This window comes from Rhodanobacter sp. T12-5, from assembly GCF_008329435.1.
GTDB lineage: Bacteria > Pseudomonadota > Gammaproteobacteria > Xanthomonadales > Rhodanobacteraceae > Rhodanobacter.
In genome coordinates this window covers 348,167-373,080 of sequence record NZ_NPKN01000001.1, presented here as the reverse complement: position 1 = coordinate 373,080, position 24,914 = coordinate 348,167, and the positions used below count along the sequence as shown (strand labels likewise).

Genomic DNA, 24,914 nt, shown 5'->3' with positions numbered 1-24,914 from the left:
GTGACGCGATCACCCTAACGCAAGATTGCACACTGCGCTGCGAAGCAACGATCGACAGCGGCGACGCGCCGGATTTTTCGGGATGCCCGGGCTCAATCAGGCAACGCGGGGTCCAGCGATTCCTGCTCCAGCTGGATCGGCCGCTGCCGCAGTTGCACGGCCAGCTCGCTCCAGCCGCAACGTTCGGCCCAGCGCAACATGGCGGACTGTGCCGAGCTCGTCGGGGTTTTCGCCTGCTTCACGACGTCCGGCGGGAGCTCGGCCGGCGACATCATCCACGGCAACAGGCGGTGACCGGCGGACTGTGCGGTGGCCGCCAGCACCGCGGCGATGCGGAAGCCGCCTTCGTCGATGTCGCCCCAGTGGTGGATCGACAACGTTGGCGGCAGCTGGGAAAGGATGCGCGCATAGGCGGCACGCCAGGCCGGCGACGGCATGCCACCGGTATAGATCAGCAGCACCGATTCGGCTTGCGCCGCGCTTGCCGCGTCGTGGAAGCTGGCGAGGTTCTCGATACTCAGCAGGCAGCGCGCCGGCGTCGCGACCGCGCGCACCGACTCGACCGGCAGGCCCAGGTAAGGGCGCACCAGCGGCAGCGTGGCGACGGCCAGTTCCACCGAACCGCTGCCGGCCAGCAGCATCGGCTGCGGTTCGCGGCGCAGGCCGATGGCCGACCACACCTCTTCCCGCGAGAGGCCGGTGGCGGTCAGTTCGCCGGTCACCAGGATTTCCAGCCACGGCGTGAGTTTCTCCAGTTGCTTGCTGTCGCCGAACAGGCGCACGCTTTCGCGGCGCAGGATGCGCTCGTGGCCGGCATCGTCCGCGCGTGCGGCTACTGCCGTGGCGGCGAGTGCGAGTTCGGTGGCCGCCTCGGCGCCGCAGCCGCGCACCTTGCGGCCGTGGCGCCAGGCCTCGATCACGTCGACGACGGCCGGGAAGCGCAAGGTCCATGCGTCGAGCTTCTGCATGGCCTCGGCCACCTGTTCGTCCAGCAACGGCACGTCGAGGTGGCGCGCCAGTGCGGGAAGATCGGCCACGCCCAGGCGCAGCAGCCGCGAGCCGTCGCCGCTGCGGCCTTCGCGCCGCACAGTCACCGCGCCTGCGCGTTCGGCCAGGGTGACTTCGGCGTGGAAACGCTCCAGCTCGTCCAGCGAACGCAGCGACGCATACTCGGCAGTACTGATCATCGGCAGCGAGACGTGCTCGTCGGCGCCGCGCAGGCGCGCGCTTTCGGCGCGGCGCAGCAGGCGGTCCAGCACCTGCCGCAAGGCACTCACGTGGCCGCCTGCTCGCGGGCGATGCGGGCGGCCTCTTCGGCCAGCAATTCGGGATGCAGGTCGAACTGGTCGCTGAGCAACAGCTCGCGGGCGGCCTGCTTCACCTCGATGCGCTCGGCCTGCAGCAGGTCGCCGTCGCGGAACAGCTCGATGTAGCTTTCCAGCACGCCGGAAAGCGTGCCTTGCGCGGTGTCCGGCGCGGCCAGGATCAGCTGCAGGCCGAGCGAGCGCAGATAATCGACGGTGGCGCGAGCGTTCTGCGCGTCGATCTTGTCGCCGAATTCGTCGAGCAGGATCAGGCCGATGCCGCCGGGATGCGCCTCGCTCTTGCCGTAGGCCGCGGCCAGCGCGGCGCCGGCGATCACGTACAGCGGCGCGCGATGCTCGCCGCCGGAACCCGAGCGCATGCGCTCGCTGAGCGTGCCGATGATGCGTTCGTCCTGGCGGATCTGCACCTCGAAGCGGAAGAAGCGGCGGTAGTCGTCCAGCGGCGAGGCTGCGGTGCGGGCAGCGGCGTTGTCCTCGATCAGCTCGCGGAAGGCCGTCGGCACTTCGCCGGCGCTGCCGAACAGGTTGTCTTCGCCGCCCACATCGGCCACGCGCTGGATGAAGCGGTGCAGCTCGCGGTACTCCGGCGCGACCTCGTAGTGGAACTGGTAGCGCTCGTTGTTGGAGAACGCGGGGCTGCTGCGCAGTGTGCGGTTGAGCGTGTGGATCTGGTACTTGAGCTTGCTGAAGTTGTCGTACAGCGCGGACGCGACGTTGGCGCGGAAGGTTTCCACCGCCGTCGTGTAGGCCTGGTCGGCCTCGCCCTGGTAGTTGGCCAGCTCGGTGTCGCGCAGGTAAGTCAGTTCCTTCTGCAGCAGCATGCGCGCCGGGCGCCACTGGTCGGGCGCGAAATCCACGCTCACGCCATGGTTCCTGGCGTACTGCGACAGCGCGCTCCAGGCTTCGGGCAGCAGTTTCGCCAGTTGGGCATCGCTGTCCCGGGCACGATCCTCGCAGCGCTTGCCGCGCTCTTCCAGGGTGGGAAACTTCAGGTCCAGTTCGTCGCGCTGGCGCTCGACGCGGTGGTTGTCCACATCCGGATCGGCGAACGCCTCCACCGCGCGGCGGGCGACGATGTCCTCCTGCGCGCGCAGGCCTTCGAGCAGCCTCTTCGCGTCATCCACGGCGCGCGCGGCCAGTGCCTGCTCGCCGATCAGGCGATTGGCCTGCTTGCGCCATTCCAGCATGCGCTCGTGCAGTTCGCGCACCTGCTCGCCCAGGCGCAGCAGGTCGGGATCGAGCGTGGCCTGGCGGTTGTCCATCGCCGCGCGGTAACGGTGTTCGACCTGGCGATGCTCCAGCACGCGGTCGTGCAGCGACTGCGCCGCCTCGTCGGGATCGGCCAGCCGCGCCAGGCCACGCTGGCAGGTTTCGGCGCGATCGAGTTCCGGCTTCAGCTGGCGCACGTCGCGCTCGGCCGCTTCGATCTCCTCGCGCAGCACGCGCTGGCGCGCACGGCTGTCGGTGGCACCGATCTTGAGATCGGAGGTGGCCGGCAGGCGCAGGCGCTCGATGCTGCCACCCTTGGCGAGCAGGCCGTCACGGGTCATGCCCTGACGGCTGCGGATCAGCTCGGCTTCCGTTTCCACGCAGCGCAGCTCGCCCAGCTGGCGGCGCAGGAAGGCCAGCGCATCGGCGTTGTCGCCGTCCAGCAGCGCGGCCACGCTGTCGCCGGCCGGCCGTTCGGCGCCGCGGCCGCTGCGCGCCTGGCTGGAAAGCGCCAGCTTGACGCCGTAGACCGAGCGCCCGCCCTGCAGCGAGCGGTACAGCTTCGCCGCGCGCTCCTCGTCGGCGGCGGGAACCAGCAAGGCCTCGACGTTGCTGCGCAGGTAGGCCTCGATCACCGGTTGCCAGGCCGGGTCCTTCACCCGCACCAGGTCGCAGACCGGTTGCGCGTCGATGCCTTCGTCGCGCAGGTAGCTCATCAGGCGCACCGCGTCCGGGTGCAGTTCGGCCTGGCCGGCGGCGAGGCGCTTCTGGTTCTGGCGTGCGGCATCCAGGCGACCCTGCGCTTCCTCGAGGGCGGCATAGCGTGCACGGGCGTGGCCGTCCACGGCGCCAATCAAGGGCTTGGCCGCCAGCAATGCCTGGCGCGCCTGCGCGTGCATTGACTCGGCTTCCCACGGCAGCCCGGCGTCGTTGGGGAGTGCCGCGAGCGTGGCGTACCAGTCGCTCCATGCGGCCTGTGCGTTGGCCAGGGTGCCGGCATCCACGGTGGGCAGGCCCAGCTTGCGGATCTCCGCGAACTGGTCGCGGACGAAGCCGATCTCGCGCAGCAGTTCCTTCTTCACCTGCGCCAGCCGGGCGCGATCGCGTGCCGCCAGTTCGTCGAACTGCGCCTGCTCGCCGTAGCCCTGGCTGCCCTGCAGGCGCGCGTTGGCCTGCGCGTGCGCCTCTTCGGCCGATTGCTGTTCGAGGTTGGCTTCCCGCAGGGCGCGCCGGGTGGCGGCCAGCGTGTCGCCGGCCTGTTGGCAGGCCTGCTCGGCCTGGTCGGATTGTTCGGCCAGCAGGTCGCGCGCGTACTCGGCGGCCAGCGCGCGATACGAGGCCGCGCGCACCGCCTGTGCGGCGATCCTGCCGTATTGCTGTTCGACGCCTTCGGCGGCGCCGATGCGCTGCACCACCTGCTCGATCTTTTCCTTGAGCTGGCGGAAGGTTTCCAGCAGAGCGCGGAAGCGGGCGATGTCGGTGGGGCGGTCCTCGGCGACCAGGGTGCGCACGAACAGGTCGACGTCCTCGACGCGCTGCAGGTTCAGTGCGTTCTGGAACGCCTTGCGGTAGGCGTTGAGGTCCGGATGGGCGCTGGGCGCGGCGCGCAGGCGGAACAGCAGGTCCTTGACGAAACGCTCGCTGGTCGGATGCAGCTCGGGCTTGCTGCCGGCGTCGCGGCAGCGGCGCAGGATCAGTTCGCGGAAGGCGGTCCATTCCAGCGGCAACTCCCTGCCCTTGCTGCGCTCCAGGTGGTCGTCCAGTTCCAGCGCCACGCCGGGCAGCATGTATTGGCCGTAGATACGGTGTTCCGGTTCGTCTGCCGAAGCGCCCAGCGCGATGCCGGCGGTCAGCGGCACGCCGCTGTCCTGGTCGCGGAACACGAGGGTGATGTAGGTGGTGGCGGTACGCCGCTTGCGGCCCTCGTCGCCACTGCGGTAGACGCCCAGGCAGTAGTCGCGGATGCTGCGCGCGCGGGCGCTGCCGCCGGCCTGCGCGTTGAAGCGGATGCGGCTGCGGTCGCCGCCGAGCAGCACGATCTGCAAGGCGTCCAGCAGCGCGCTCTTGCCGGCGCCGTTGGGCGCGATGATCGCGCTGGTGGCGTCCAGCGTCAGGGTCTGCGCCTCGAACAGGAAGAACTGCACCAGGTGCACGCGCTCAAGCAGCTGCATCATCGTCCTCCGTGGACTGTGCTTCGTCGCTGTCGTCGTCGGCTTCATCGTCGTCGCGGTTGTGCTGGTCCAGCCGCTGCAGCCACTGTTCGCCGACGACCTCGACGATGGCCGGGCGCGCGCGCAGGTGGAACGGCTGCGGGTCGTCGCGCTCGGACTCGACCAGCCGGCACACGCCCCAGCGCTTGAGCGTGCGCGCCAGCGTGCGCAGCGTGCCGACGTCGGGCATCGCCCGCCCGGCCAGCGCCTGGTAGGCCTCCTGCAGCTCGGGCAGCTCCACCACCACTTCGCCCTGGTCCTCGATCTGTCCCTGCCGCGCGGCCTCGTCGTAACGCTGGCGCAGCACCAGCAGCAGCAAGGTCTCCTCCAGCGTGACCGGGGTGCCTTCGCCGTGCGCGGGCATCGCCACCACGTAGCGGTAGTGCGCGTTGCGTTCCAGCCGGATGCCCAGCGGCGCCAGCGCGGCGAGGTAGTCGTCGAAGTGGTCCTCGATCAGGTGATAGGCCATGCGCGCGCCGCGGTCGCTGGCGTAGAGCACCTGCTCGGTGACGAGGCGGTAGGCGGCGCGCTCGAAGTCCTGCACGGCGTAGACGCCGTTGGACATCTGGCTGAGGGTGTTCCAGCTGCGTTTCATGCGGTTCTCTTCGATCGGTGCACGGCGAAGCGCGGCGCGCGCAGGTAGCCGTTGTCGCCCGGCTCGCCGGCGTCGAGCAGCTCGACGCGGAAGCCGCGCAGCAGGCGCGCCAGCGGATCGTCGCGACGCAGGCCGCCGATGCGGTGGCTGCGCAGGGCCAGGGTAAGCAGGGTCTGGTAGGCGCGCAGGTCCTCGATGGACGCGATCGCCAGCTGCGCGGAATCCACGCTGCCGTCGGGCGGCAGGTGGCGGCCGACGTAGCGCGCCATGTCCTCGGCGTTGACCAGCCGCGCGCGTTTCATCCGTCGCAGCAGGCTCAGCCGCGCCAGTTGTTCGGGCGTCGGCTGCTGCATGGCGTTGGCGCTGCGCGGGATCGGCTGCGGCTTGCGCCGCGGCGGGCGCAGTTGCGCATCGTCCATCAGCGGGCCGGGCGCCACCGGCAGGCGCAGCGCGTCTTCCGGCGCCTGCAGCACGCCGCGGCAGGCGCGGCGCAGCAGCACGTCGAGCTTGTCCGGCGCGCGCAGGCGGTAATCGAGGAAGGCCAGCGCGCGCCGGTTGGCCTGGCGGATGTCCTCGTCCAGGCGGCCGAGGTATTCGTCGATGCGTTCCAGTTCGTACAGCCGGCGCAGGCTGCGCTGCATGCGCAGCTCCGCGCGCTCGAGGTCGCCGCCGGTGAGGTGTTCGCGGTACCAGCCGAGCATCGTCTCGCGCAACGCAGTGCCCTCGATCTGCTGCGCCATCGAGAGGATCGCGCTGCGCCGCGCCAGCGGATGGTCGGCCTTGTGCAGGTCGGCGTAGTCGCCGACGAAGAAACTGGAGACGTAGTGTTCGAACCATTGCCGCGCGAACTGCGCGGTGGTCTCCGCGCGGCTCAGCTCCGGCATCAGGTCACGCACCTTCAAACTCATCGACGACAGCGAAACCAGCAGCCGGCGCGCCTGGTCGGCCGCTTCGTCCAGCGCGTCGCCGAAGGCCTTGCCCTCGATCACCTGCTGCAGCTGCAGCTCGATCGAACGCACCTTGGCCGAGACGAAGGTCGGGCCGTGCTCGGCGAACTCCACCAGGGTGGAGAGGAACTGCGACACCGCCGGCGTCATCGAGACCATCTCGCGCGCGCCGACGCGTTCCTGGCGCAGCCAGCCGGTGGAGCGGAAGCGTTCGTGGATGGCGTTGGCGCGGTCGATGAGCGAGGCACCGGGCACGTCGCCCTCTTCGCTTTCCCAGGGATCGTCGGTGAGCAGATAGTTTTCGAGAGCGGCAGTGATCTCGCGGCGCTGGAAGCCGATGCTCGGCGGCAGCGGCGCGTCCGGGCCGAAAAACTGCTCGAACAGCCGGTACAACAATTCCCAGTAGCGCTCGCGATTGGCGGCGGCCAGCGGGGCGAACAGGCCGGCGGGCAGCACCGCGAACAGCGGCGGCGTTCCAGTCGTGGTCAGGCGGAGCTCCGTCCGGGACATCTTCATCCGCGGATTATGCGACAAGAACGCCTCAGGGCCTGCTATCCGGGAGTGCCCTGGCGCCGGGGCGGGACTTGTGCGCGAAGCGCTGCTGCAGCTGGTCCATGTAGATGTAGATCACCGGCGTCAGGTACAGCGTGAGCACCTGCGAGAACACCAGGCCGCCGACCACCGCCAGGCCCAGCGAGCGACGCACTTCGGCACCCGCACCGATGCTCAGCGCGATCGGCAGCGTGCCGGCCATCGCCGCCATGCTGGTCATCATGATCGGACGGAAGCGCACGCGGCAGGCTTCGAAGATCGCCTGCGCCGGCGCCATGCCCTCCTCGCGTTGCCGCTCCAGCGCGAAGTCGATCAGCATGATCGCGTTCTTCTTGACGATGCCGATCAGCATCACGATGCCGACGAAGGCGAACAGGTCCAGCGAGGCGTGGAAGATCACCAGGGTCAGCAACGCACCGACCGCTGCCGCCGGCAGGCCGGACAGGATCGTCAGCGGATGGATGAAACTCTCATACAAGATGCCCAGCACGAGGTAGATCACGAACACCGCCAGAAGCAAAAGCATGCCCATGCCCTGCATGGACTGCTGGAACGCCTGCGCGGTGCCCTGCACGCTGCCGCTGATGGTGGCCGGCAGACCCATCTTCTGCATCGCACCGTCGATCCTGGCGACCGCATCGCTGAGGCTGACGTCTTTCGCGAGATTGAACGACACCGTCACCGCCGGCAACTGGCCCTGGTGATTCACGGTGAGTGCCTGCGGTTCGCGACTGAAACTGGCTACCGCGCTGAGCGGCACCAGGGTGCCGCTGTTCGAGGTGACGTAGAGCTGCGACAGCACCGACGGGTCATCCTGCAGCTTGCGCTCGACCTGCAGGATCACCCAGTACTGGGTGGCCGAACCGTAGATGGTGGAGACCTGGTTTTCGCCGAAGCCGATGCCCAGCGCGGTCTGCACCTGGGCCATGGTGAGCCCGAGCGGCGCCAGCTTGGCGCGATCGACCTTGACCACGATCGAGGGGCTGTTGAGATCGAGATCGTTGGTGACGTCCTCGAAGCCGGGCAACGCGGAAAATGCGCGGGTGACCTTGCCGCTCCAGTCGTACAACGCAGGCATGTCGATCGACTGCAGCGTGTACTGGTACTGCGCCTTAGACTGGCGCCCGCCGATGCGGATCGCCGGCGTGTTCTGGATATAGGCGCGGATGCCGGTCACCCCGGCCAGCTTCTTGCGCAACTCATCGATGACCCCGTCGATGTCCAGCTTGCGCTGGTCGGCCGGCTTCAGCAGCAGCAGGATCGAACCGTTGTTGACCGTGTTGCGCGAGCCGCCGGCGCCGATGCTGGACATGTAACCGGCGACATTCGGATCCTTGGCCACGATGTCTACCAGCCGTTGCTGCCGCGACAGCATGCCGTCGAACGAAATATCCTCCGGCCCTTCCGTGTTGACGTGCAAGGTGCCGTTGTCGCCGGCCGGAATGAAGTCCTTCGGGGCGACGTAGAACAGCAACGCGGTGGCCAGCAGGCTCAGGCCGAACGCGGCCAGCACCACCCGCGGCCGGTCCATGCACCAGCGCAGGCTGCCTGCATAACCGCGTTGCACGGCGCTGAAGCCACGGTCGAAACTGCCGACCAGCCAATTCTTCTTTTCGTCGCCATGCGCCTTGACGAAGCGGCTGCACAACATCGGTGTCAACGTGATCGCCACGATGCCGGAAATCAGGATTGCCACGCTGATCACGATCGCGAACTCGTGGAACAGCCGGCCGACGATGCCGCCCATGAACATCACCGGGATGAACACCGCGATCAGCGACAGCGTCATCGAAAAGATGGTGAAGCCGATCTCGCCGGCACCCTGCAACGCCGCCTCGTACGGCGGCACGCCTTCTTCCATGTGGCGCACGATGTTTTCCAGCATCACGATCGCGTCGTCGACCACGAAACCGACCGACAGGGTCAGTGCCAGCAGCGACAAATTGTCGAGACTGTAGCCGAGCGCATACATCACGCCGAACGTGCCGAGCACCGAGATCGGCAAGGCCACCGCCGGAATCAGCGTGGCGGAAAGGCTGCCCAGGAACAGGTAGATCACGAACACGACCAGTGCGCCGGCCAGCAGCAGGGTGAACTGCACGTCGTCGACCGAGGCGCGGATCGACTGCGAGCGGTCATACAGCGTTTCCAGCTTCACCGAGCGCGGCAGGCCGGCACGGAAACTCGGCAGCACGGCCTTGATCCGATCGACCGTGGCCACCGTATTCGCGCCGGGCTGGCGCTGGATCGCCAGCACGATCGCGCGGGTGCCGTTGTACGAGCTGGCCCTCTGGTCGTCCTGCACGCTGTCGCGTGCCACGCCGATGTCGCGCACGTGCACCGGCGCGCCGTTGCGATACGCCACCACCACGTCGTTGTACGCCGCCGCGCGCAGCAACTGGCCGTCGCTGCGGATCGGCAGTTGCTGGCGCTGGCCATACAGCGATCCGGTGGACTGGTTGACATTGGCATCGGCGATCGCGTTCTGCACCTGGTCGATGCCGATGCCGGCGGCGGCGAGCCGGTCCGGATCGACGCTGACCCGTACCGCATATTTCTGCGAGCCGTACACGCTCACCTGCGCCACCCCATCGACCATCGACAGTTGCTGGGCCAGTTCGGTCTCGGCGTATTCGTCGACCTGGGTCAGCGGCATCGTCGACGAGCTCATCGCCAGGTACAGGATCGCCGCATCGGCCGGATTGACCTTGCGGAAGGTCGGCGGCGTGGTCATCTCCTTGGGCAACTGACGCAGCGCCGAGGAAATCGCCGACTGCACGTCCTGCGCGGCCGCGTCGATGTTGCGATCGAGCTCGAAAGTCAACGTGATCGAGGTGGAACCCAGGGCGCTGGTCGAGCTCATCGCGCTGATCCCGGCGATCGTCGACAGTTTGCCTTCCAGCGGCGTGGCCACGGCCGAGGCCATCGTCTCCGGCGACGCACCGGGCAGGTTGGCGCTGATGCTGATGGTGGGGAAATCGACGTTCGGCAACTCGTTCACCGGCAGCTGCGGATAGGCGACGATGCCGAACACCAGCAACGCCGTCATCAGCAGCGTGGTCATCACCGGCCGGCGGATGCAGAGCTCGGGGATGTTCATGGCAGAGCCTGTTTGACCGTGGCGGAGCTGCCGTCGACCAGCAGCATCTGACCTTCGGTCACCACCTTTTCACCGGGTTTGAGTCCCTTGTCGATCACAGTGCGTCCGCCACTGGTCGGTCCGGTGACGACGGTGCGCTGCTGCACCTTGCCATCGGCGCCGAGCACGAACACGAAGCTGCCATTGGTCGAACTCTGCAGCGCATGCACCGGCACGCTCACCACGTCCACCAGCCGCGTGGTCGGCAACGTCACCTGCACGAACTGGCCCGGCGTGAGCCGGTGATCGGCGTTGTCGAAACGCGCCTTCAGCACGATGGTGCCGGTGCTGGCATCGACCGCATTGTCGATGAACTCCAGCGCACCGGTCAGCGGTGCGGCGTGATCGCCGGAGATCGCGACCTGCACGTCGAGCGCACCTTTTTGCTGCGCGGCGCGCACGGCCGGCAGGCTGTCTTCGGGGATGTTGAACGCGACGCGCACCGGCTCGACCTGGTTGAGCACCACGATGTCGGTGCTGTCGGCGCTGATCTGCGCGCCCGGATACACCAGCGGCGCACCGGTGATGCCGTCGAACGGCGCGACGATCTGCGCGTAGTCGAGCTGGGTCTGCGCCAGCTCCTGGCCAGCCAGATCGCTCTGCAGGGTGGCCCTGGCCACGGCAAGATTGGCCTTGTACAGGTCGTAGTCGGCCTTGGAAACGAAACCGCGGGAAAGCATGTCGGCGTAGCGTTGCTGGTCGGCCTGCGCCTTCTGCAACTGTGCGCGGTCGCGCGCCACGCTGCCGCGCGCCTGGTCCAGCTGGGCCTTGAGCAGCCGCGGATCGATCTGCGCCAGCACGCTGCCCTTGCGCACCAGCGTACCCGGCTTGAACGACAGCGACTCGAGCTGGCCGGATACCCGCGCCCGCAGCGTCACCGTCGACCACGCCTCGACCCGGCCGACCAGCTTCAGGGAAAGTTCGATATCGCCCTGCGTGGCAGCGGCAACCTGCACCGGCACCGGTGCGGCGGCGACGGAAGGGTCCGCACCGTGCGCCGCACGGCGTCCAAGATGCAGTGCGAGCGCCACCGCCAACAGGACGGCTGCGATCAGGGCGAATTTTTTCCAGGACATGCGCGAACGATTCTCGAACTTCGCGCCACAAGCGGAACATGGCGACGGGTGAGCCTGGGTGGTCGGGGAGGCGTGGGCCAGGCGGGCATCAAACGGGTAACAACGCGGCCGCCGGGTCGGGGTTGACCTTGTGGCGACCGAAAGCAGCCACTATGCCGCGAATGCCTGACCGAATGACCCCGACCAATGGCACTGGTAAGGCTCGTGCCGCGAGCCGTTCAGGGCAGGCCGGCGTCGACCTGTTCCAGCGCGAGCAGGTTGTCCTTGATCCGGGTGATCACCGCCAGCGCCTGTTCCAGTTCGCCAGGCTCGATGCCGCGGGTGGCGTCCTTGCGCAAGTCGCGCGCGATCAGCTCCATGTCGCCCACGATCACCCGCGCTTGCTCGGTGGTATGCAGGCGCCAGGCACGCCGATCCTTCGGATCGGGCCGGCGCTCGACGAAGCCGGCGGCCTGCAGCCGATCGATCACCCGACCCACCGCGATCGGTTCCATTTCCAGGAAGTCGGCCAGCTCGGTTTGCCGCAAACCTTCGCGGTGGTACAACATCTTGGTCGCACGCCATTGCGCCCGGGTCAGGCCGAACTTCACCGCACGCCGGTCGAAGTGCTTGCGGAACAGCAAGGTCACGTCGCTGAGCAGATAGCCGAAGGAAATGTCTTCCGTTTTCGCCATGGTTCGTCGCCGCCCGATCACACCCAAATACCTGCCTGAAGCATAAGCCGCCATCCTCTCCGAAGCCATGCCCCTGAAGATCATCGCTGCCGACATTACCTCGCTGGGCCTGGACGCGATCGTCAACGCGGCCAACCCGAGCCTGCTCGGCGGCGGCGGCGTGGATGGCGCGATCCATCGCGCGGCCGGGCCGGCCTTGCTGGAGGCTTGCCGGGCACTACCGGAATCCGCGTCGGGCGTGCGCTGCCCGGCAGGCGAGGCGCGCATCACGCCCGGCTTCGGGCTGCCCGCGCGCCACGTGATCCACACGGTGGGCCCGGTCTGGCACGGCGGCACCGCAGGCGAGGCACGGTTGCTGGCGTGTTGCTATCGCAACGCGCTGCGCCTGCTGCGGGAACATCGATTGCACACGATCGCATTCCCGGCGATCAGCTGCGGCGTCTACGGTTATCCCGCCGCGCAGGCGGCTGGCGTGGCCATCGCCACCTTGCGCGATGAGCTGGCCGGCAATGAGGCTATCGAGGTGACGCTCTGCTGTTTCAGCGGCGACATGCATGCGATTTTCCAGGACGCGCTCGATGCCGTTGGACCTTCCCGTTCGCCAACGACATGAGCCGCAGCGGGTTGGGTTGGCGCTTCGACTTCGTTCGCCATGCGAACTGCGCGCAGCGCGAACGGAGTGGCGAGGTCGCGCATGCGCCGCGAACGGAGCGTGCAGAAGTCAATCGTGCAGCTTGAACGGGTACAGCGGCGGCAACGCCGAATCGCCGCCGGGCGCATCGGCAGCACGCCAGACGAAGCCGCGCTTGAATGCCTCCGCCAGGTTGGCGCTGCTGTCGGTCGGCGGTGCGCTGGCGTAGTGGCGTTGCTGCAGGGCGGCGATCGCCGCGCGCTGCGACGCATCGTCCAGCGCCGACGCCAGTTCGCCCAGATGCTGGATCGCTGGCCGTTCCATCCGCGCCCAGGCCAGCAGGCTGCGCACTTGTGCCGCCGCATCGTTGCCATGCGCCGCGGCGAGAAAAGCCAGCCGGCAGCTGCGCACCGACGCTGACGCTGACGCCTGCGCCACCGGCAGGACTGCCCGCGGCGTGCGCGCACGGCGCCGCCACAACCACCACCCCGCCACGCTGAGCAACCACAGGCCGACACTGCCCAGGGCGATCCAGCGCCACGGCACGGACGACGAGGAGGCCGGCGTCACGACAGCGGGTTTCGCCGCGGCGATGGCGCTTGCGCTTGCGCTGCCCGCGGGTATGGACGTCTGGACGTCTGTTGCACCGACCGCCGGCAACACCGTCACGCTGCGGGCAGGGATCTGCGCCACTTCCATCTTGTCGGTCAGCACGTTCCACCATTTCACGGTGATCGCGGGCAAGGTCAGCGTCCCGGCTCGCTCGGGCACGACCGCAAACGCCTGCTGGCGTCGACCGACGACCCACGGGCCATCATTGTGCGTGCCGGTGACCGGCTTGTCCGGATACACGGTGGCGCCGTCCAGTGCCGGCAGGCTCAATGCCGGCAATGCCTCGAACGGCAGCCCGGTGGCCTGCAGGGTCATGGTCAGGTTCAACGGCTTGCCCACCCTCACCTGTTCATTCGCGCCCGGCCAACCATCCAGGCTCAGACTCAACTGGCGCGCAGGCAGCCATGCGCTCTTGCCCCAATCGGCCGGCGTCGCCTGCACCTCGATCGATACCGCCGGCGCGCTCGCCGAAATCGGCGTGCTGGCGCCGAAGAAGCTGTTCGGGTCGGTGGGATCGATCGCCTCGCCCTGGAATCCGAGCGCAGGGATGTCGAAATGTCCGGCGTGCCGGGGCACCAGTGCATAACGCCGTTCAAGCACGTGATAGGAGCGCCCGCCACGCTGGCCGTCGTAATTCAGGTCGTCGCCGACCCGACTCACCTCGACCCCATCGACCTGCGGTGCGCCAAGCGAACCGCTGCTGATGCTGGTGGCGTAGTACAGCCGCACCACATAGCTGAATTGCTGCCCGACATAGCCATGCGCGGGCTCGACCCGGGCCTCCATGAAAACGTCCTGGCCGACCGCAGCCGCAGCCGCCGGATCGGGCGCGGTTACCTGCAGTTGCAGTGGCCGGGTCTGGCTTCCGGCCACGTTCAACGCCGGAATCGTCAAGCTGCCGACACGCGTCGGGCGCAGCGCGATACCGAAAGTCAGGGTCGAGCTTGTCGTGCCGTTGACGACGCTGATGCTGCGGTTTTGCGAAGTGCCGAGGATGCTGAAATCCTGGCCCAGCCCGGCAAGATCCGGCATGGTCACCCGCCCGCCGGCGCCTTCGACGCGCAGGTTCAAGGTGACGGTTTCGCCCAGTTGCACGCTGCTGCGGTCCAGCGTTGCCTGCACATCGGCCGCATGGACCAGTGCCGGCAACAGCAGGGTCGCCAGCAACCACACCCCCACGAATCGTCGAAACATCACGGCTGTCCATCCTCTAGTGGCGCGCCGCCGTGGCGCTGCTGGTATTCCAGTTGGAACTTGCGCCGCAACAGCGCTCCCGGATCGTCCGGCACCCGCTGCAATGCATGCTGCAGGTCCGCCGGCAACTTCGATTGGGGGTCATCTGCGTCCACCGCACCGAGTTGATGCGGCGGCGTGCTGTCGGCGGGTTTCTGTTTTCCGGCCAGGGCCTGATCCATCTGCTTTTTCAGCGCCTGTTGTGCCTGCTCCGCCTGCGCCTTTTGTGCAGCCTGTTGCTGCGCGGTCTGTGCTGGCGGGGTTTCCGCCTTGCCTTGCCCGGAACCGTCCTTGCCGGACCGTTCCGGTGGCGGCGACTTGCCGTCCGGACCCTTCGGGCCGGATGATCCGGATTCGTCCTGCGCAGATTTCTTCTGCGCCGAATCCGGCTTGCCCTGATCACCCGGCGACGACTGGTTCTTGCCGCCACCGTGACCTTCATGCTTCTTCTGATCCGGCGACTGTTGCTTGTTTTTCTGCTTCAGCCAGTCCTCGACTGCCTTCCGGTTGGCCTTCGCGTCGGCATTGGCCGGATCGAGTTTCAGCGCATCGTCGTAAGCGGCGATCGCCTGCCGATACTCGCCCTGGCGGGCCAGCGTGTTGCCGAGGTTGTAGGCGGCGTCGCCACCGGGCGCCTGTCGCAACGCCTGCGCCGCGGCAGCGTAGTCGCCAGCGCGATACGCCGCCGCGCCACGCCACGCCGGATCGCGCGCAAGCTGCTGTGCCTGTTTTGCCTGGCCCTGTTTCAACGCTTGCGCCGCTTGCTGGTCGGGGCGCTGCCACAGGTCGGACCATGTCGTTGCCACAGCCGTCGTCGGCAACAGCGGCAATACGATCAGCGGCAGCAGCAACAACCAGCCGCGACGGAACGCCAGCGCGACGATCAGCAGCAGCGGCAGCACCAGCCATGGCCCGCGATCCTGCCATTCATCGCCGACCTGCCCGGCCGCCGCCGTGGCCGGCGCGGTGCGCAGTTGGGCATGCAGTGCATCGACGTCGCGATGATCCGCCGTCATCGCGACGTAGCGGCCGCCGCCGGCGGCAGCCAGCGCGCCGAGCGCGGCATCGTCGCGACGGGCGAGACTGATGTGGCCTTGCGCATCGTGCAGGAAGCCGCCTTCGGGCAGCGGCACCGGGCCGCCCTGCGGCGTGCCCACGCCGAGCACCGATACCCGCACGCCGGCGGCATTCGCCTTGCGTGCGGCCGCATCGGCGGCGGCATTGGCCTGATCGGTAATCAATACCAGCGAACCGCCACTGGCCTTGGCGTCGTGGATCAGCGCCACGCCGCGCTCGATCGCCGCGGCTGCGTTGTCGCCATCCAGCGGCATGGTGTCGGGCGCCATCGCATCGAGCAGGTCGCCGAGGCTGCTGGCGTCGGAGGTCAGGGGCGCCACCACGAACGCCTCGCCGGCGTACCCGATCAATGCATTCAGTCCATCGCGATTGCTCGCCAGCAGATCGCGCGCCTTGTAGCGCGCGCGATCGAGCCGGCTCGGCGCCACGTCACGCGCCAGCATGTGTTGCGACAGGGAGATGGCCACCACTTGCGCCGCGCGGCTCGCATACAGCGGCTGCTCGACGCGGCTCCATGTCGGACCCGCCAAGGCCAGCGCGGCCAGCATCCAGCCCAGCGCAAACAGCCATACCGGGAGGCTGCGGTTGGCGACGCGCCCTTGCAGCAGATGCGGCAACAGTTCGGCGTCGACCAGTCGCGACAGTTCCAGCTGCGCCACGTTGCGACGCATGCCCAACCAGCCGAGCAGCGGCAATGCAAGCAACGCGGCGAGCCACCACGGCCGCAGGAAATGAAACTGTTGCAACAGCTCGCTCATGCGACCGGCTCCCGTACACGACCGAACCGGCGCGGCACGATCGCCAGCAGCAGCAACAAGATCGCGGTCAGCAACGGCCAACGGAACAGTTCATGGCGAGGGCGCAGGGTCGGGCCTTGCTGGGGCATCGGCTCCAGCGCGTCGATGGCACGATAGGCATCGGCCAGCTCGCTGCTGTCGGTGGCGCGGAAAAAGCGGCCGCCGGTCTGCGTGGCAATGTCGGTGAGCATGCCGGCATCCAGATCGGCCGAAGGATTGACCAGCTGGCTGCCGAAGAATCCCGGAATGCGCATCCGGGTGGCACCGATGCCTATGGTGTAGATCCTCACGCCGGCAGCCTTCGCTGCGCGCGCCGCCTCGCGCGGCGCAATGCTGCCGGCGTTGTTGACGCCGTCGGTGAGCAGCACCAGCACGCGCGCCTGCTCGGGCAGCGCCGCCAGGCGCTTCACCGCCACCGCAATGGCATCGCCGATCGCCGTCTCGGTGCCGGCCAGCCCCACCGCGGCACCCTGCAACTGTGCGCGCACGGCCGACAGGTCGTAGGTCAGCGGCGTCACCAGGAAGGCCTGACTGCCGAACAGGATCAGTCCCATTTCGTCACCGCTGCGGCGGCTGATGAAGTCGCCGGCAATCGCCTCGACGGCGCCGAAGCGGTCGACCGGCTGGCCCGCCAGCTGCATGTCCTCGGTGCGCATGCTGCCGGACAAATCGACCGCCAGCATCAATGCGCGTCCACTGCGTTGCTGCGCCTGCGGCGGCCCGACCCATTGCGGCCGCGCCGCCGCGGCGAGCAGGCAAAGCCACGCCAGCGCCAGCAGCCAAGGCGTCATGCCCGTCATGCGGCGACCGGCAACCGTGGCCAGCGTCAGGCCCGGTTGCGGCAGATGCAGCGCCTGCCCGGGCGCTGCCGGGCGCAGCCAGCGGCGCAGCAACCACGGCAATGGCAACAGCACGACGACCCATGGCCAGATGAAGTCAGGCATCCGCGTGCTCCGCGATTGCCGGTTTCCAGCTCGCCGGCTTCAGCGCCAGCCGCAGCCACTGCCGCGCCGCTGCCGCGACCGCGTCGGCATCGTCGAAAGAAGCCGGCGGACGATACATAAGTTGATCCAGCGCCATCAGGTGCTGCAGCGTCGATGCGTCCACCGGAACGCGCGCCAGCGTCTGGCGCCACGCCTCACCACGCTGATGCGCGGCCTGTGCGACGTGACGACGTGCCACACGACGCAGCAATTGGTGCATGCCACTTGCCAGCGTGGCGTGATCGCCATCCTGCCGGTGTTGCAGCACGAGCCGGTCGAGTTCCGACAGTACCTGTTGCCGCTGGCGCAGCACGCGCCGGCGCCGATTCCACCACCAAACCCCGAGCAGCAACAGCGCCAGCGACAGCACCGCCAGCAACCACCATCCCGGTGCCGGCGGCCACCAGGACGGCTGCGGCGGCAGATGGATATCGCGCAGATTCGGACCCGGCGACGCAGCCGAGGACGGAGCTGTCACCGCCATCATCGGGCCGACCTCGCACCGCCGAACAGGCCGCTGACGGCATCGAACGGATCGGCCACGGTGTCGATGCTGCAGCTGCGCAGACCCAACGAGCCAGCCAGTTCGCCCAGTCGGGCCGGACCGGCGCCCAGGGCGCGCTGGAAATCCAGACGTTGTCGATCGGAATGTAGCAGCACTTCGCGACGCTGGCCGGCATGTTCCAGTGGATAGCGCCCTGCAGGTGCCGGTCGCAGCTCCAGCGCATCGGCCACCACCAGCACGCTGACGCCAGCATGCCGGCCAAGGTCGAGCAGGCTTTGCCGGGCCATTGCATCGCAGCTGAAGCCATCGCTGATCAACAGCACACGGCTGGCACCGTGCAGTACGCGGCTGGCACGCGCCAGCGCGGTGGACAGCGGCTCGACCTTGCCGGACACGGACTGCGCATCCCAGTCGGCCAATGCACCGCAAGCCGCCAGCGCTCCGCGCGGGCCGGCCTTCGGCCGCAGCAATTGCTCTGCATGCCCGAACGCCATCACCCCGACCCGCTCGCCGGCGCGCACCGCATACCAGGCTGCGGCCGCCGCCGCGCGCGCCGCCTGCACCGACTTGAAGCGCACCCGCGTACCGAAGCGCATGCTGGCATGCGTGTCGAGCAGGATCAGCAGGCAGCCCTCGCGATCCTCCTGGAACAACTTGGTATGCAGCTTGCCGCTGCGTGCCGTCAGCCGCCAGTCGAGCCGGCGCACGTCGTCGCCGGCCTGGTAGACACGGGATTCGGCATAGTCCATGCCGCGGCCGTATAGACGGCTGGACTGCTGCCCGTTGCGCATGGCGCGACTCAGCAGCGGTGCCATGCGCGCGCGACCGACCCGCGCACGCAGCGCGATCAGCTCGGCCAATGAGACCTGGCTGCGGCCATCGCCGTCGACAGGATGTGTATCTGCGACATTCACGGCAGCGGCACGAGATCCAGCAGGCGGTCGATCACCTGATCCGGCCGCACGCCCTCAGCCTCCGCCTCGTAGCTGAGCAGCACACGGTGGCGCAGTACTTCGTGTGCGATCCCGTGCACATCCTCGGGCAACACGTAATCGCGTCCGGCCAACCACGCCTGCGCCCGCGCGCACCGATCCAGCGCGATGGTCGCGCGCGGGCTGCCGCCCCAGGCGATCCAGCGCTTCAGCTCCGCTCCGTATCGGCCGGCATCGCGGGTGGCGAGCACCAGCTGGGTGAGGTACTCCTCCAGCGCCGGCGCCATGTGCACCGCCATGGCCGCGTCACGCGCGGAGAATACGTCGGCCTGGCTCAGCAGGGCCGGCGGCGCGACTACCGGATGGGCGCGGCGGCTGGCCTGTACGCGCGCCAGCTTGAGTATCGCCAGCTCGGCGACCGCATCGGGATAACCGATGGTCACGTGCATCAGAAAACGGTCGAGCTGCGCCTCCGGCAGAGTGAACGTGCCTTCCTGTTCGATCGGATTCTGTGTCGCCATCACCATGAACAATTCGGGCAGCTGCCACGTGCTGCGGCCCACGGTGATCTGCTGCTCGGCCATCGCCTCCAGCAGTGCCGACTGCACCTTCGCCGGCGCGCGGTTGATCTCGTCGGCCAGGACGATGTTGTGGAACAGCGGGCCACGTTCGAATTCGAAACTTCCCGACTGCGGCCGGAACACGTCAGTACCGGTGAGGTCGGCCGGCAGCAGGTCGGGAGTGAACTGCACGCGGTGGAAATCCGCCTCGATCCGCGCCGCCAGTGCCTTCACCGCCGTGGTCTTGGCCAAGCCTGGTGCGCCCTCGACCAACAGATGACCGTCGGCCAGCAATGCCACCAGCAGACATTCAATCAGATGCGGCTGGCCGATGATGCATTGCTGCAGATCGTCGCGAAGTTGCATGAAGGATTGCTGCAGGCGGGTTGGCAGCGCGGTTTCGGGCATATCCATGAGCGGTTTCCGTTCTCGACGTGACACAGACGCGACCGCACGCGCTGGCAGCGCCGGCAGATCGCTTGACGTGCTACAGACCGCAGTCGGCGCCAGAAGTTTTATCGGCGACGCGCTCCGCGGCGGAGCAGAAAAGAGAGAGGCGGCCGAAGCCGCCTCTGGTCTTTCTCGTCGCGAAGGATTTACTGCAGCGTATCGCTGAGAATGCGTGGCGTCACGAAGATCAGCAACTCGGCCTTGGTATTCGAGCGCACGGTATTGCGGAACAACACGCCAATGCCGGGGATGTCGCCCAGACCAGGCACCTTGCTTATCGTGTTGGACTTGTTGACTTCGTAGATGCCACCCAGCACTACCGTCTGCCCGTTGTCGACCAGCACCGAGGTGTTGATCTCGCGCGTGTCGATGGTCGGGATCTTGCCGCTGCCCGGGGCGTCGACATAGCCCGCCAGCGCATCCTTCTTGACGTTGATCGCCAGGTAGACGCGGTTGTCGGCGGTGATCGTCGGGGTCACTTTCAGTTCCAGCACGGCGTCCTTGAACTGCACCGTGGCGGTGCCGCTGCCGGGAGCCGAGCCGCCGCTGTTCTGGAAGGTGACGTAGCCGATTTCCTGACCCTGGCGAATGACGGCTTCCTGCTGGTTGGCGGTGATGACACGCGGGCTGGAGATCACTTCGCCGCGGCCTTCGGTCTGCGCTGCGGAGAGTTCCAGGTCAAGCGCGTAGTTCGCACCGAGGATGGCCAGGCCCAGGCTGCTGCCGCCGACGGCGGGCAGGTTGACGTTGAACCCTCCCGGCAACGTGACCGATCCCGGATGCGGCTGCGGACCGGTACCGCCGTTGGCGGCATAGTCGCTCAACGCGTTGTTGTACTTGACCGCCTGATTATGGCTGTCGACGGCGTAATTCAGCGCACCATCACCCGTCGGCCCCGTGGTAATGATGTTGTTGCTGTTGGTCTGGCGACCCGAAATGCCCCACTTCGCACCGAGTTCGCGGGTGAAATCGTCGGTGGCCACGACGATGCGCGACTCGATCAGCACCTGCTGCACCGGCTTGTCGAGTACGGCGATCAGATCGCGCAGCTGCTTGATCTTGTCCGGCGTGTCGTTGATCAGCAGCGTGTTGGTGCGCTCGTCGAAGGACACGCTGCCGCGGGTCGAAAGGAAACCCCGCGGGGCGTTGCTGCTGCTGGAGCCGCCACCCGTGCCCTGCATGCTTCCCGTCGTCAGCAATTTGGCGATGTCCGCCGCCTTGCCATAGCTGATCGGCACGTAGTCGGTCACCAGCTCGGCGGTGTCCTGCGCCTTGATCTTGGCGTCGGCGATGTCCTGCTCGTATTTCGCCAGTTCCGATTGCGGTGCGATCCAGATCACGTTGCCGTTGCGACGCTTGTCCAGGCTCTTGGCGCGAAGGATCACGTCCAGCGCCTGGTCCCAGGGCACATTGACCAGCCGCAGGGTGACGCTGCCGCCGACACTGTCCGATGCGACGAGGTTGAGTTTGGAAATGTCGGCGATCAGTTGCAGTGCCGAGCGAACCGGGATGTCCTGGAAGTTGAAAGTGACGCGGTTGCCGCTGTAGCTCGGCTCCTTGCCGATCTTGGCCAGCTTGTCGTCCTTGGCTTCGGCCTTCTTCGGCGCCACCTCGACGACGTACTGGTCAGCGGTCTGGTAGGCCGAAGTTTCGACGTTGCCCTTGACAGCGATCTCGAGGTCGGCGCCGCCGCCCATGCCGGCGTGGGTAACGATCGACTGCACCGGGGTGGCGAAGTCCAGCGTGTCCAGGCGCTGGGCAAGATTGGCCGGCAAGTTGGCGTGATCGATGCGAACATGAATCTTGTCGCCCTGACGGGTCATCTGGGCATTGGCGCCGCTACCGCTGAAATTGATCAGCACGCGGCCCTCGCCATTGGGTCCGCGCCGGAAGTCGATATTCGAGATGGCCGGGCCATCGGAACTCGAAGGCAGCGCCTTGGAAGGATCAATGGTGGCTGCCGTGGTGACGGACTGATCCGCGGTACCGTTATTGACGGTGAGGATCAAGCTGTTGCCTTCGATGCGTGACCGGTAGGTCGAGTCCCGCATCAGCTCGACCACCACGCGGGTACGGCCACCGGCTGCCACCGCGGATACACCGGAGGTCGAACCCTTGCCTATATCCAGGTGACGCGCAGCGGCATTGTCGGTATCGGCAAAGTCCACCGCAATGCGCGGGGGAGTGCCCGTAGTGAAGATTTTCGGTTGCGGCACCGGCCCGCCGGCGAAATCCATGTGCAGCTCGACGCTGCCGCCTGGCAGCGCGTCATAGCTGATGTTCTTCAGCGTCGTGCTGGCGGCCATCGCGGCGCTGGCCCAGGTGGCACCGGCAATCAGCAGGCCCATCAACATGTAACGGCTCGCATGGCGCATGACACGGCCCCGGACGGATTGGATTTGGTTGGTCATTGCATCAGCCCCTGTCTACCTATTCGCGTCGAGCGCGATGCTGGCCGGACGTTCCATCCAGCCGCCATTACCGTTGGATACCAGCTCGACCAGGTCTATGTGGTCCTCGCTGATCGCCGTGACGTGCCCGTAGTTCTGACCCATGTATTCATTGACGTGTACACGATGAATCACGCCACCCGGATCCTTGATCAGCACTTCCATGCCCGCGCCGCTCCCCACCGTGCCCACCATTTTCAGACTGTCCAGGGCAAACATCTCCAGCGGTTGCTTGGCGCGATTGGCATCCGGCCGGGGGCCATTGGTGGCGCTGTTGGTCTGCAGTTCGGCCGTGCTCGGACTGAACGGATCACGCCTGTTCTGATCGTCGTACTTGAATGTCTCGAACGTCTTGATCACGGGAAGCGGCTCGATCGGCGCTCCCTTTTTGGCTTTTTCCTGCGCGACCCAGCTGCGCAGGTCGGACATGCCCTTGGTGCATCCGCCCAGGACCAGTGCGACACCCAGCATCAGCAACACGCGAATCACCCGGGCCGACTTGATGGCAGCAATCCTGTTCATTTCTGCCCCCCGGTGGCGTTCTTCGTCGCTGCGGCGCTCTCTTCGTCATCCAGATAACGGTAGGTTTTCACCGTGCCCTGCAAGATGAGCTTGCCGCCCGAAGAACTGCCGTTGGTCGGCGCCGCCGGTGTCAGCGAAACATCGTGCAGAGTCAGGATGACCACCCTGGGGAGCGAAGCCACGCCGCTGATGAAGGTGCCGAACTGGTGGTAGGTGCCGGTCATCCGCAGCTTGATGGGCTTTTCCGCGTAGAAGTCTTTCGGCGTCTCCGGACCCGGTTCGAACAACTCCGTTTCGAGGCCTGCCGACAGCGCCGTCTGCGAAATGTCGATCAGCAGTTCGGGCATTTCGGTCTTGCTTGGAAGCTGGCGCAGCAACTGGCGGAGCATGTCCTGCATCTCGTCGAGCTGCTGCTGCAACGCTTCCAGGTTGACCGCCTTGGCCTGCTTGGTCGAAAAATCCTGCTTGAGACTGACTTCCTTGTTGGCCAGCGAGGTGAGGTTGTCCTGCTGGTCGCTGACGAAGAAGTACCACCCGAGCAGCAGCACCAACGCGAACAGCAGCACGGTGAAGAACACCTTGACCGACTGCGTCCAGCCGCCGACGTTGTTGCGATCGAGGTTGCGGATATCGTCGAGGAAACTCATGATCCGGCCCCTCCCTTGGCAGCGGGCGCACTCACCGGCTTGGCTTCCGGCGCGGCGGGTGCCGTCGTGACGGAAGCGGGCGCAGCAACCGCCGAACTGGAGCTGCTGCCTGCTGGCAGGTCCACCGCCTTGTCGGCGTCGACTTCGTCCGTCTTCGGCCGACGCAGCGTCACGTTCAGGCCGAAGGTGTACGGCATCCGGGTGGAGTTGTGGCTGTTTTCGGTCTTGCGCAAGTCGGCGTGCCCCATCCACGGCGAGGCTTCGATATTGCGCATGTACTCGGCGACGCTGGCGTTGGACTGCGCCACGCCATCGAGCGACATCGACTGGCCGTCCTGCTTGAGGCCGCTGAGACGGGCGCTGGAGGGAATCGTACGCACCAGCTCGTCGAACAAATGCACCATCTGGGATCGATCCGCCTGCAGTTGCTCGATGATCTGCTTGCGGGCCAGCAGATGCTCGCGGACTTTTTCCAGGTCCTTGATCTTGGTGATGCGCACGTCGAGCTGCGCGATCTCGGTCTGCAGGTACGAATTGCGCTCGGTCTGGTTGTCGATGCGCTGGTTCATCCAGAACATCCACAACAGCATGACGCCCAGCGCCGCCACGAAGGCGGCGACGAGCTGCATGTAAAACTCGCGCTCACGCTGTTTGCGCCGCTCGGCGCGCCACGGAAGCAGGTTGACGTGTGCCATCAGTCGAAACTCCTCAGGGCGAGGCCGACCGCGATCATCAGCGCAGGTGCGTCCTGCGCCAGCGACTGCGCCTGTACCCGTGGCGAAAGCGACATGCGGGCGAGTGGATTGGCGACGACGCAAGGCACGCCCAATTGCTCTTCCAGCATCGGACCCAGCCCCTCGATCGAGGCGCAACCGCCGGCCAGCACCACCTGGTCCACCTTGCTGTATTCACTGCCCGCGAAGAAGAACTGCAGGAGCCGGCTGATCTGCTGGATCAGCGACTCCTTGAACGGTTCCAGCGCCTCGGTCTCGTAGGATTCCGGCAGGCCACCCTTGCGCTTGGCGCGCCCGGCCTCCTCGTAGGAAAGCCCGAACCGGCGCATGATCTCGTCAGTCAGCTGCTTGCCGCCGAAGACCTGCTCGCGGGAGTAGATCGTGCGCTGGTTGCGCAGCACCGACAGGGTGGTCATGGTGGCACCGATGTCGACTACCGCCACCAGCGCATCGCGCCCGACATTGAGCTGGTCGGCAAGCATCGCGAACGCGTTTTCCATGGCGAACGCCTCGACATCCATGACACTGGCGGTGAGGCCGCCGAGGTCAAGTGCCGCCACGCGCATGTCGACGTTCTCGGTGCGCGAGGCAGCCAGCAGCACGTTGTTCATGTCGGGGTTGTCGCGAACCGGGCCGAGCACCTCGTAATCGAGGCTGACTTCATCGATCGGATAGGGGATGTACTGGTTCGCCTCGACCTGGATCTGACCTTCCAGATCGTCGTCGGAAAGCTCGCTCGCCATGGGGATGATGCGGGTGATCACCGCCGACCCGGCCACCGCCGCAGATGCGTGCTTGAGTTTCGAGCCCGATCGCGCCAGCGCGCGGCGTATCGCGTCGCCTACCGCCTCGACCTCGACAATGTTTTTTTCGACCACGGCATTGGGCGGCAACGGTTCGACCGCGTAATGCTCCACGCGATAGCGACCGCCGGCCTGGCTTAGCTGCAGCAGCTTGACGGCGGTCGAACTGATGTCGACACCAATCAGCGCCGGCTTCTTGGGTGTAAAGAGCCCCACGGTGTTTCCCCCTTGCCCCTGGCGCCCGACCAGAA

The 24,914-nt window shown here is 67.1% G+C and carries 19 protein-coding genes; 1 reads left to right on the top strand and 18 read right to left on the bottom strand.

Annotated elements, in window-relative coordinates:
• Positions 1-92: 92 nt before the first annotated feature.
• From CIW53_RS01610 to CIW53_RS01580, 7 genes are all read right to left on the bottom strand, one after another.
• The gene (locus CIW53_RS01610) at positions 93-1,277 is read right to left on the bottom strand and encodes a Wadjet anti-phage system protein JetD domain-containing protein (protein WP_149362954.1); all 1,185 of its coding nucleotides are present in this window, start codon (positions 1,275-1,277) and stop codon (positions 93-95) included.
• Positions 1,274-4,708 (bottom strand): SbcC/MukB-like Walker B domain-containing protein, encoded by a 3,435-nt coding sequence (locus CIW53_RS01605; RefSeq protein ID WP_242451730.1) that lies wholly within the window; start codon positions 4,706-4,708, stop codon positions 1,274-1,276. The genes CIW53_RS01610 and CIW53_RS01605 overlap by 4 nt, the downstream gene beginning before the upstream one ends.
• On the bottom strand, positions 4,692-5,339 hold the full coding sequence (locus tag CIW53_RS01600; RefSeq protein WP_149362953.1) for a DUF4194 domain-containing protein: 648 nt from the start codon (positions 5,337-5,339) through the stop codon (positions 4,692-4,694). The genes CIW53_RS01605 and CIW53_RS01600 overlap by 17 nt, the downstream gene beginning before the upstream one ends.
• Positions 5,336-6,796: a Wadjet anti-phage system protein JetA family protein gene (locus CIW53_RS01595; RefSeq protein ID WP_149362952.1), complete on the bottom strand. Its 1,461-nt coding sequence runs from the start codon at positions 6,794-6,796 to the stop codon at positions 5,336-5,338. The genes CIW53_RS01600 and CIW53_RS01595 overlap by 4 nt, the downstream gene beginning before the upstream one ends.
• A gap of 31 nt (positions 6,797-6,827) precedes the next feature.
• The gene (locus CIW53_RS01590) at positions 6,828-9,938 is read right to left on the bottom strand and encodes an efflux RND transporter permease subunit (protein WP_149362951.1); all 3,111 of its coding nucleotides are present in this window, start codon (positions 9,936-9,938) and stop codon (positions 6,828-6,830) included.
• Entirely contained in the window at positions 9,935-11,053 is a 1,119-nt protein-coding gene (locus CIW53_RS01585) for an efflux RND transporter periplasmic adaptor subunit (protein ID WP_149362950.1), read from the bottom strand. Before CIW53_RS01585 ends, CIW53_RS01590 begins: the two co-directional genes overlap by 4 nt.
• Before the next feature lie 218 nt (positions 11,054-11,271).
• Positions 11,272-11,727, bottom strand: coding sequence for a MarR family transcriptional regulator (locus tag CIW53_RS01580; RefSeq protein ID WP_149362949.1), 456 nt, complete (start codon positions 11,725-11,727; stop codon positions 11,272-11,274).
• Between the two features lie 67 nt (positions 11,728-11,794).
• Here CIW53_RS01580 and CIW53_RS01575 point away from each other — a divergent pair, with 67 nt between their 5' ends.
• The gene (locus CIW53_RS01575; RefSeq protein WP_149362948.1) at positions 11,795-12,340 is read left to right on the top strand and encodes an O-acetyl-ADP-ribose deacetylase; all 546 of its coding nucleotides are present in this window, start codon (positions 11,795-11,797) and stop codon (positions 12,338-12,340) included.
• A 108-nt stretch (positions 12,341-12,448) separates the two neighbouring features.
• Here the strand turns inward: CIW53_RS01575 and CIW53_RS01570 are convergent, their stop codons facing one another.
• The 11 genes from CIW53_RS01570 to CIW53_RS01520 form a co-directional block, all read right to left on the bottom strand.
• Positions 12,449-14,164 (bottom strand): BatD family protein, encoded by a 1,716-nt coding sequence (locus CIW53_RS01570; protein ID WP_149362947.1) that lies wholly within the window; start codon positions 14,162-14,164, stop codon positions 12,449-12,451.
• The gene (locus CIW53_RS01565; RefSeq protein WP_149362946.1) at positions 14,164-16,038 is read right to left on the bottom strand and encodes a VWA domain-containing protein; all 1,875 of its coding nucleotides are present in this window, start codon (positions 16,036-16,038) and stop codon (positions 14,164-14,166) included. Before CIW53_RS01565 ends, CIW53_RS01570 begins: the two co-directional genes overlap by 1 nt.
• On the bottom strand, positions 16,035-17,021 hold the full coding sequence (locus CIW53_RS01560; RefSeq protein ID WP_149362945.1) for a VWA domain-containing protein: 987 nt from the start codon (positions 17,019-17,021) through the stop codon (positions 16,035-16,037). Before CIW53_RS01560 ends, CIW53_RS01565 begins: the two co-directional genes overlap by 4 nt.
• Positions 17,014-17,544, bottom strand: a complete 531-nt coding sequence (locus tag CIW53_RS01555; protein WP_242451729.1) for a DUF4381 domain-containing protein — start codon at positions 17,542-17,544, stop codon at positions 17,014-17,016. The genes CIW53_RS01560 and CIW53_RS01555 overlap by 8 nt, the downstream gene beginning before the upstream one ends.
• Positions 17,544-18,479 (bottom strand): DUF58 domain-containing protein, encoded by a 936-nt coding sequence (locus CIW53_RS01550; RefSeq protein WP_149362943.1) that lies wholly within the window; start codon positions 18,477-18,479, stop codon positions 17,544-17,546. The genes CIW53_RS01555 and CIW53_RS01550 overlap by 1 nt, the downstream gene beginning before the upstream one ends.
• Positions 18,476-19,471: a MoxR family ATPase gene (locus CIW53_RS01545; protein ID WP_149362942.1), complete on the bottom strand. Its 996-nt coding sequence runs from the start codon at positions 19,469-19,471 to the stop codon at positions 18,476-18,478. The genes CIW53_RS01550 and CIW53_RS01545 overlap by 4 nt, the downstream gene beginning before the upstream one ends.
• A 182-nt stretch (positions 19,472-19,653) precedes the next feature.
• On the bottom strand, positions 19,654-21,882 hold the full coding sequence (gene pilQ / locus CIW53_RS01540; RefSeq protein ID WP_149362941.1) for a type IV pilus secretin PilQ: 2,229 nt from the start codon (positions 21,880-21,882) through the stop codon (positions 19,654-19,656).
• 51 nt (positions 21,883-21,933) lie between these two features.
• On the bottom strand, positions 21,934-22,479 hold the full coding sequence (locus CIW53_RS01535) for a pilus assembly protein PilP (protein ID WP_149362940.1): 546 nt from the start codon (positions 22,477-22,479) through the stop codon (positions 21,934-21,936).
• Positions 22,476-23,126, bottom strand: coding sequence for a type 4a pilus biogenesis protein PilO (gene pilO, locus CIW53_RS01530; RefSeq protein ID WP_149362939.1), 651 nt, complete (start codon positions 23,124-23,126; stop codon positions 22,476-22,478). The genes CIW53_RS01535 and pilO overlap by 4 nt, the downstream gene beginning before the upstream one ends.
• Positions 23,123-23,821: a PilN domain-containing protein gene (locus CIW53_RS01525; protein ID WP_149362938.1), complete on the bottom strand. Its 699-nt coding sequence runs from the start codon at positions 23,819-23,821 to the stop codon at positions 23,123-23,125. Before CIW53_RS01525 ends, pilO begins: the two co-directional genes overlap by 4 nt.
• A complete protein-coding gene (locus CIW53_RS01520; protein WP_149362937.1) occupies positions 23,821-24,879 on the bottom strand; it encodes a pilus assembly protein PilM in 1,059 nt (352 codons plus the stop codon). The genes CIW53_RS01525 and CIW53_RS01520 overlap by 1 nt, the downstream gene beginning before the upstream one ends.
• Between the last annotated feature and the right edge of the window lie 35 nt (positions 24,880-24,914).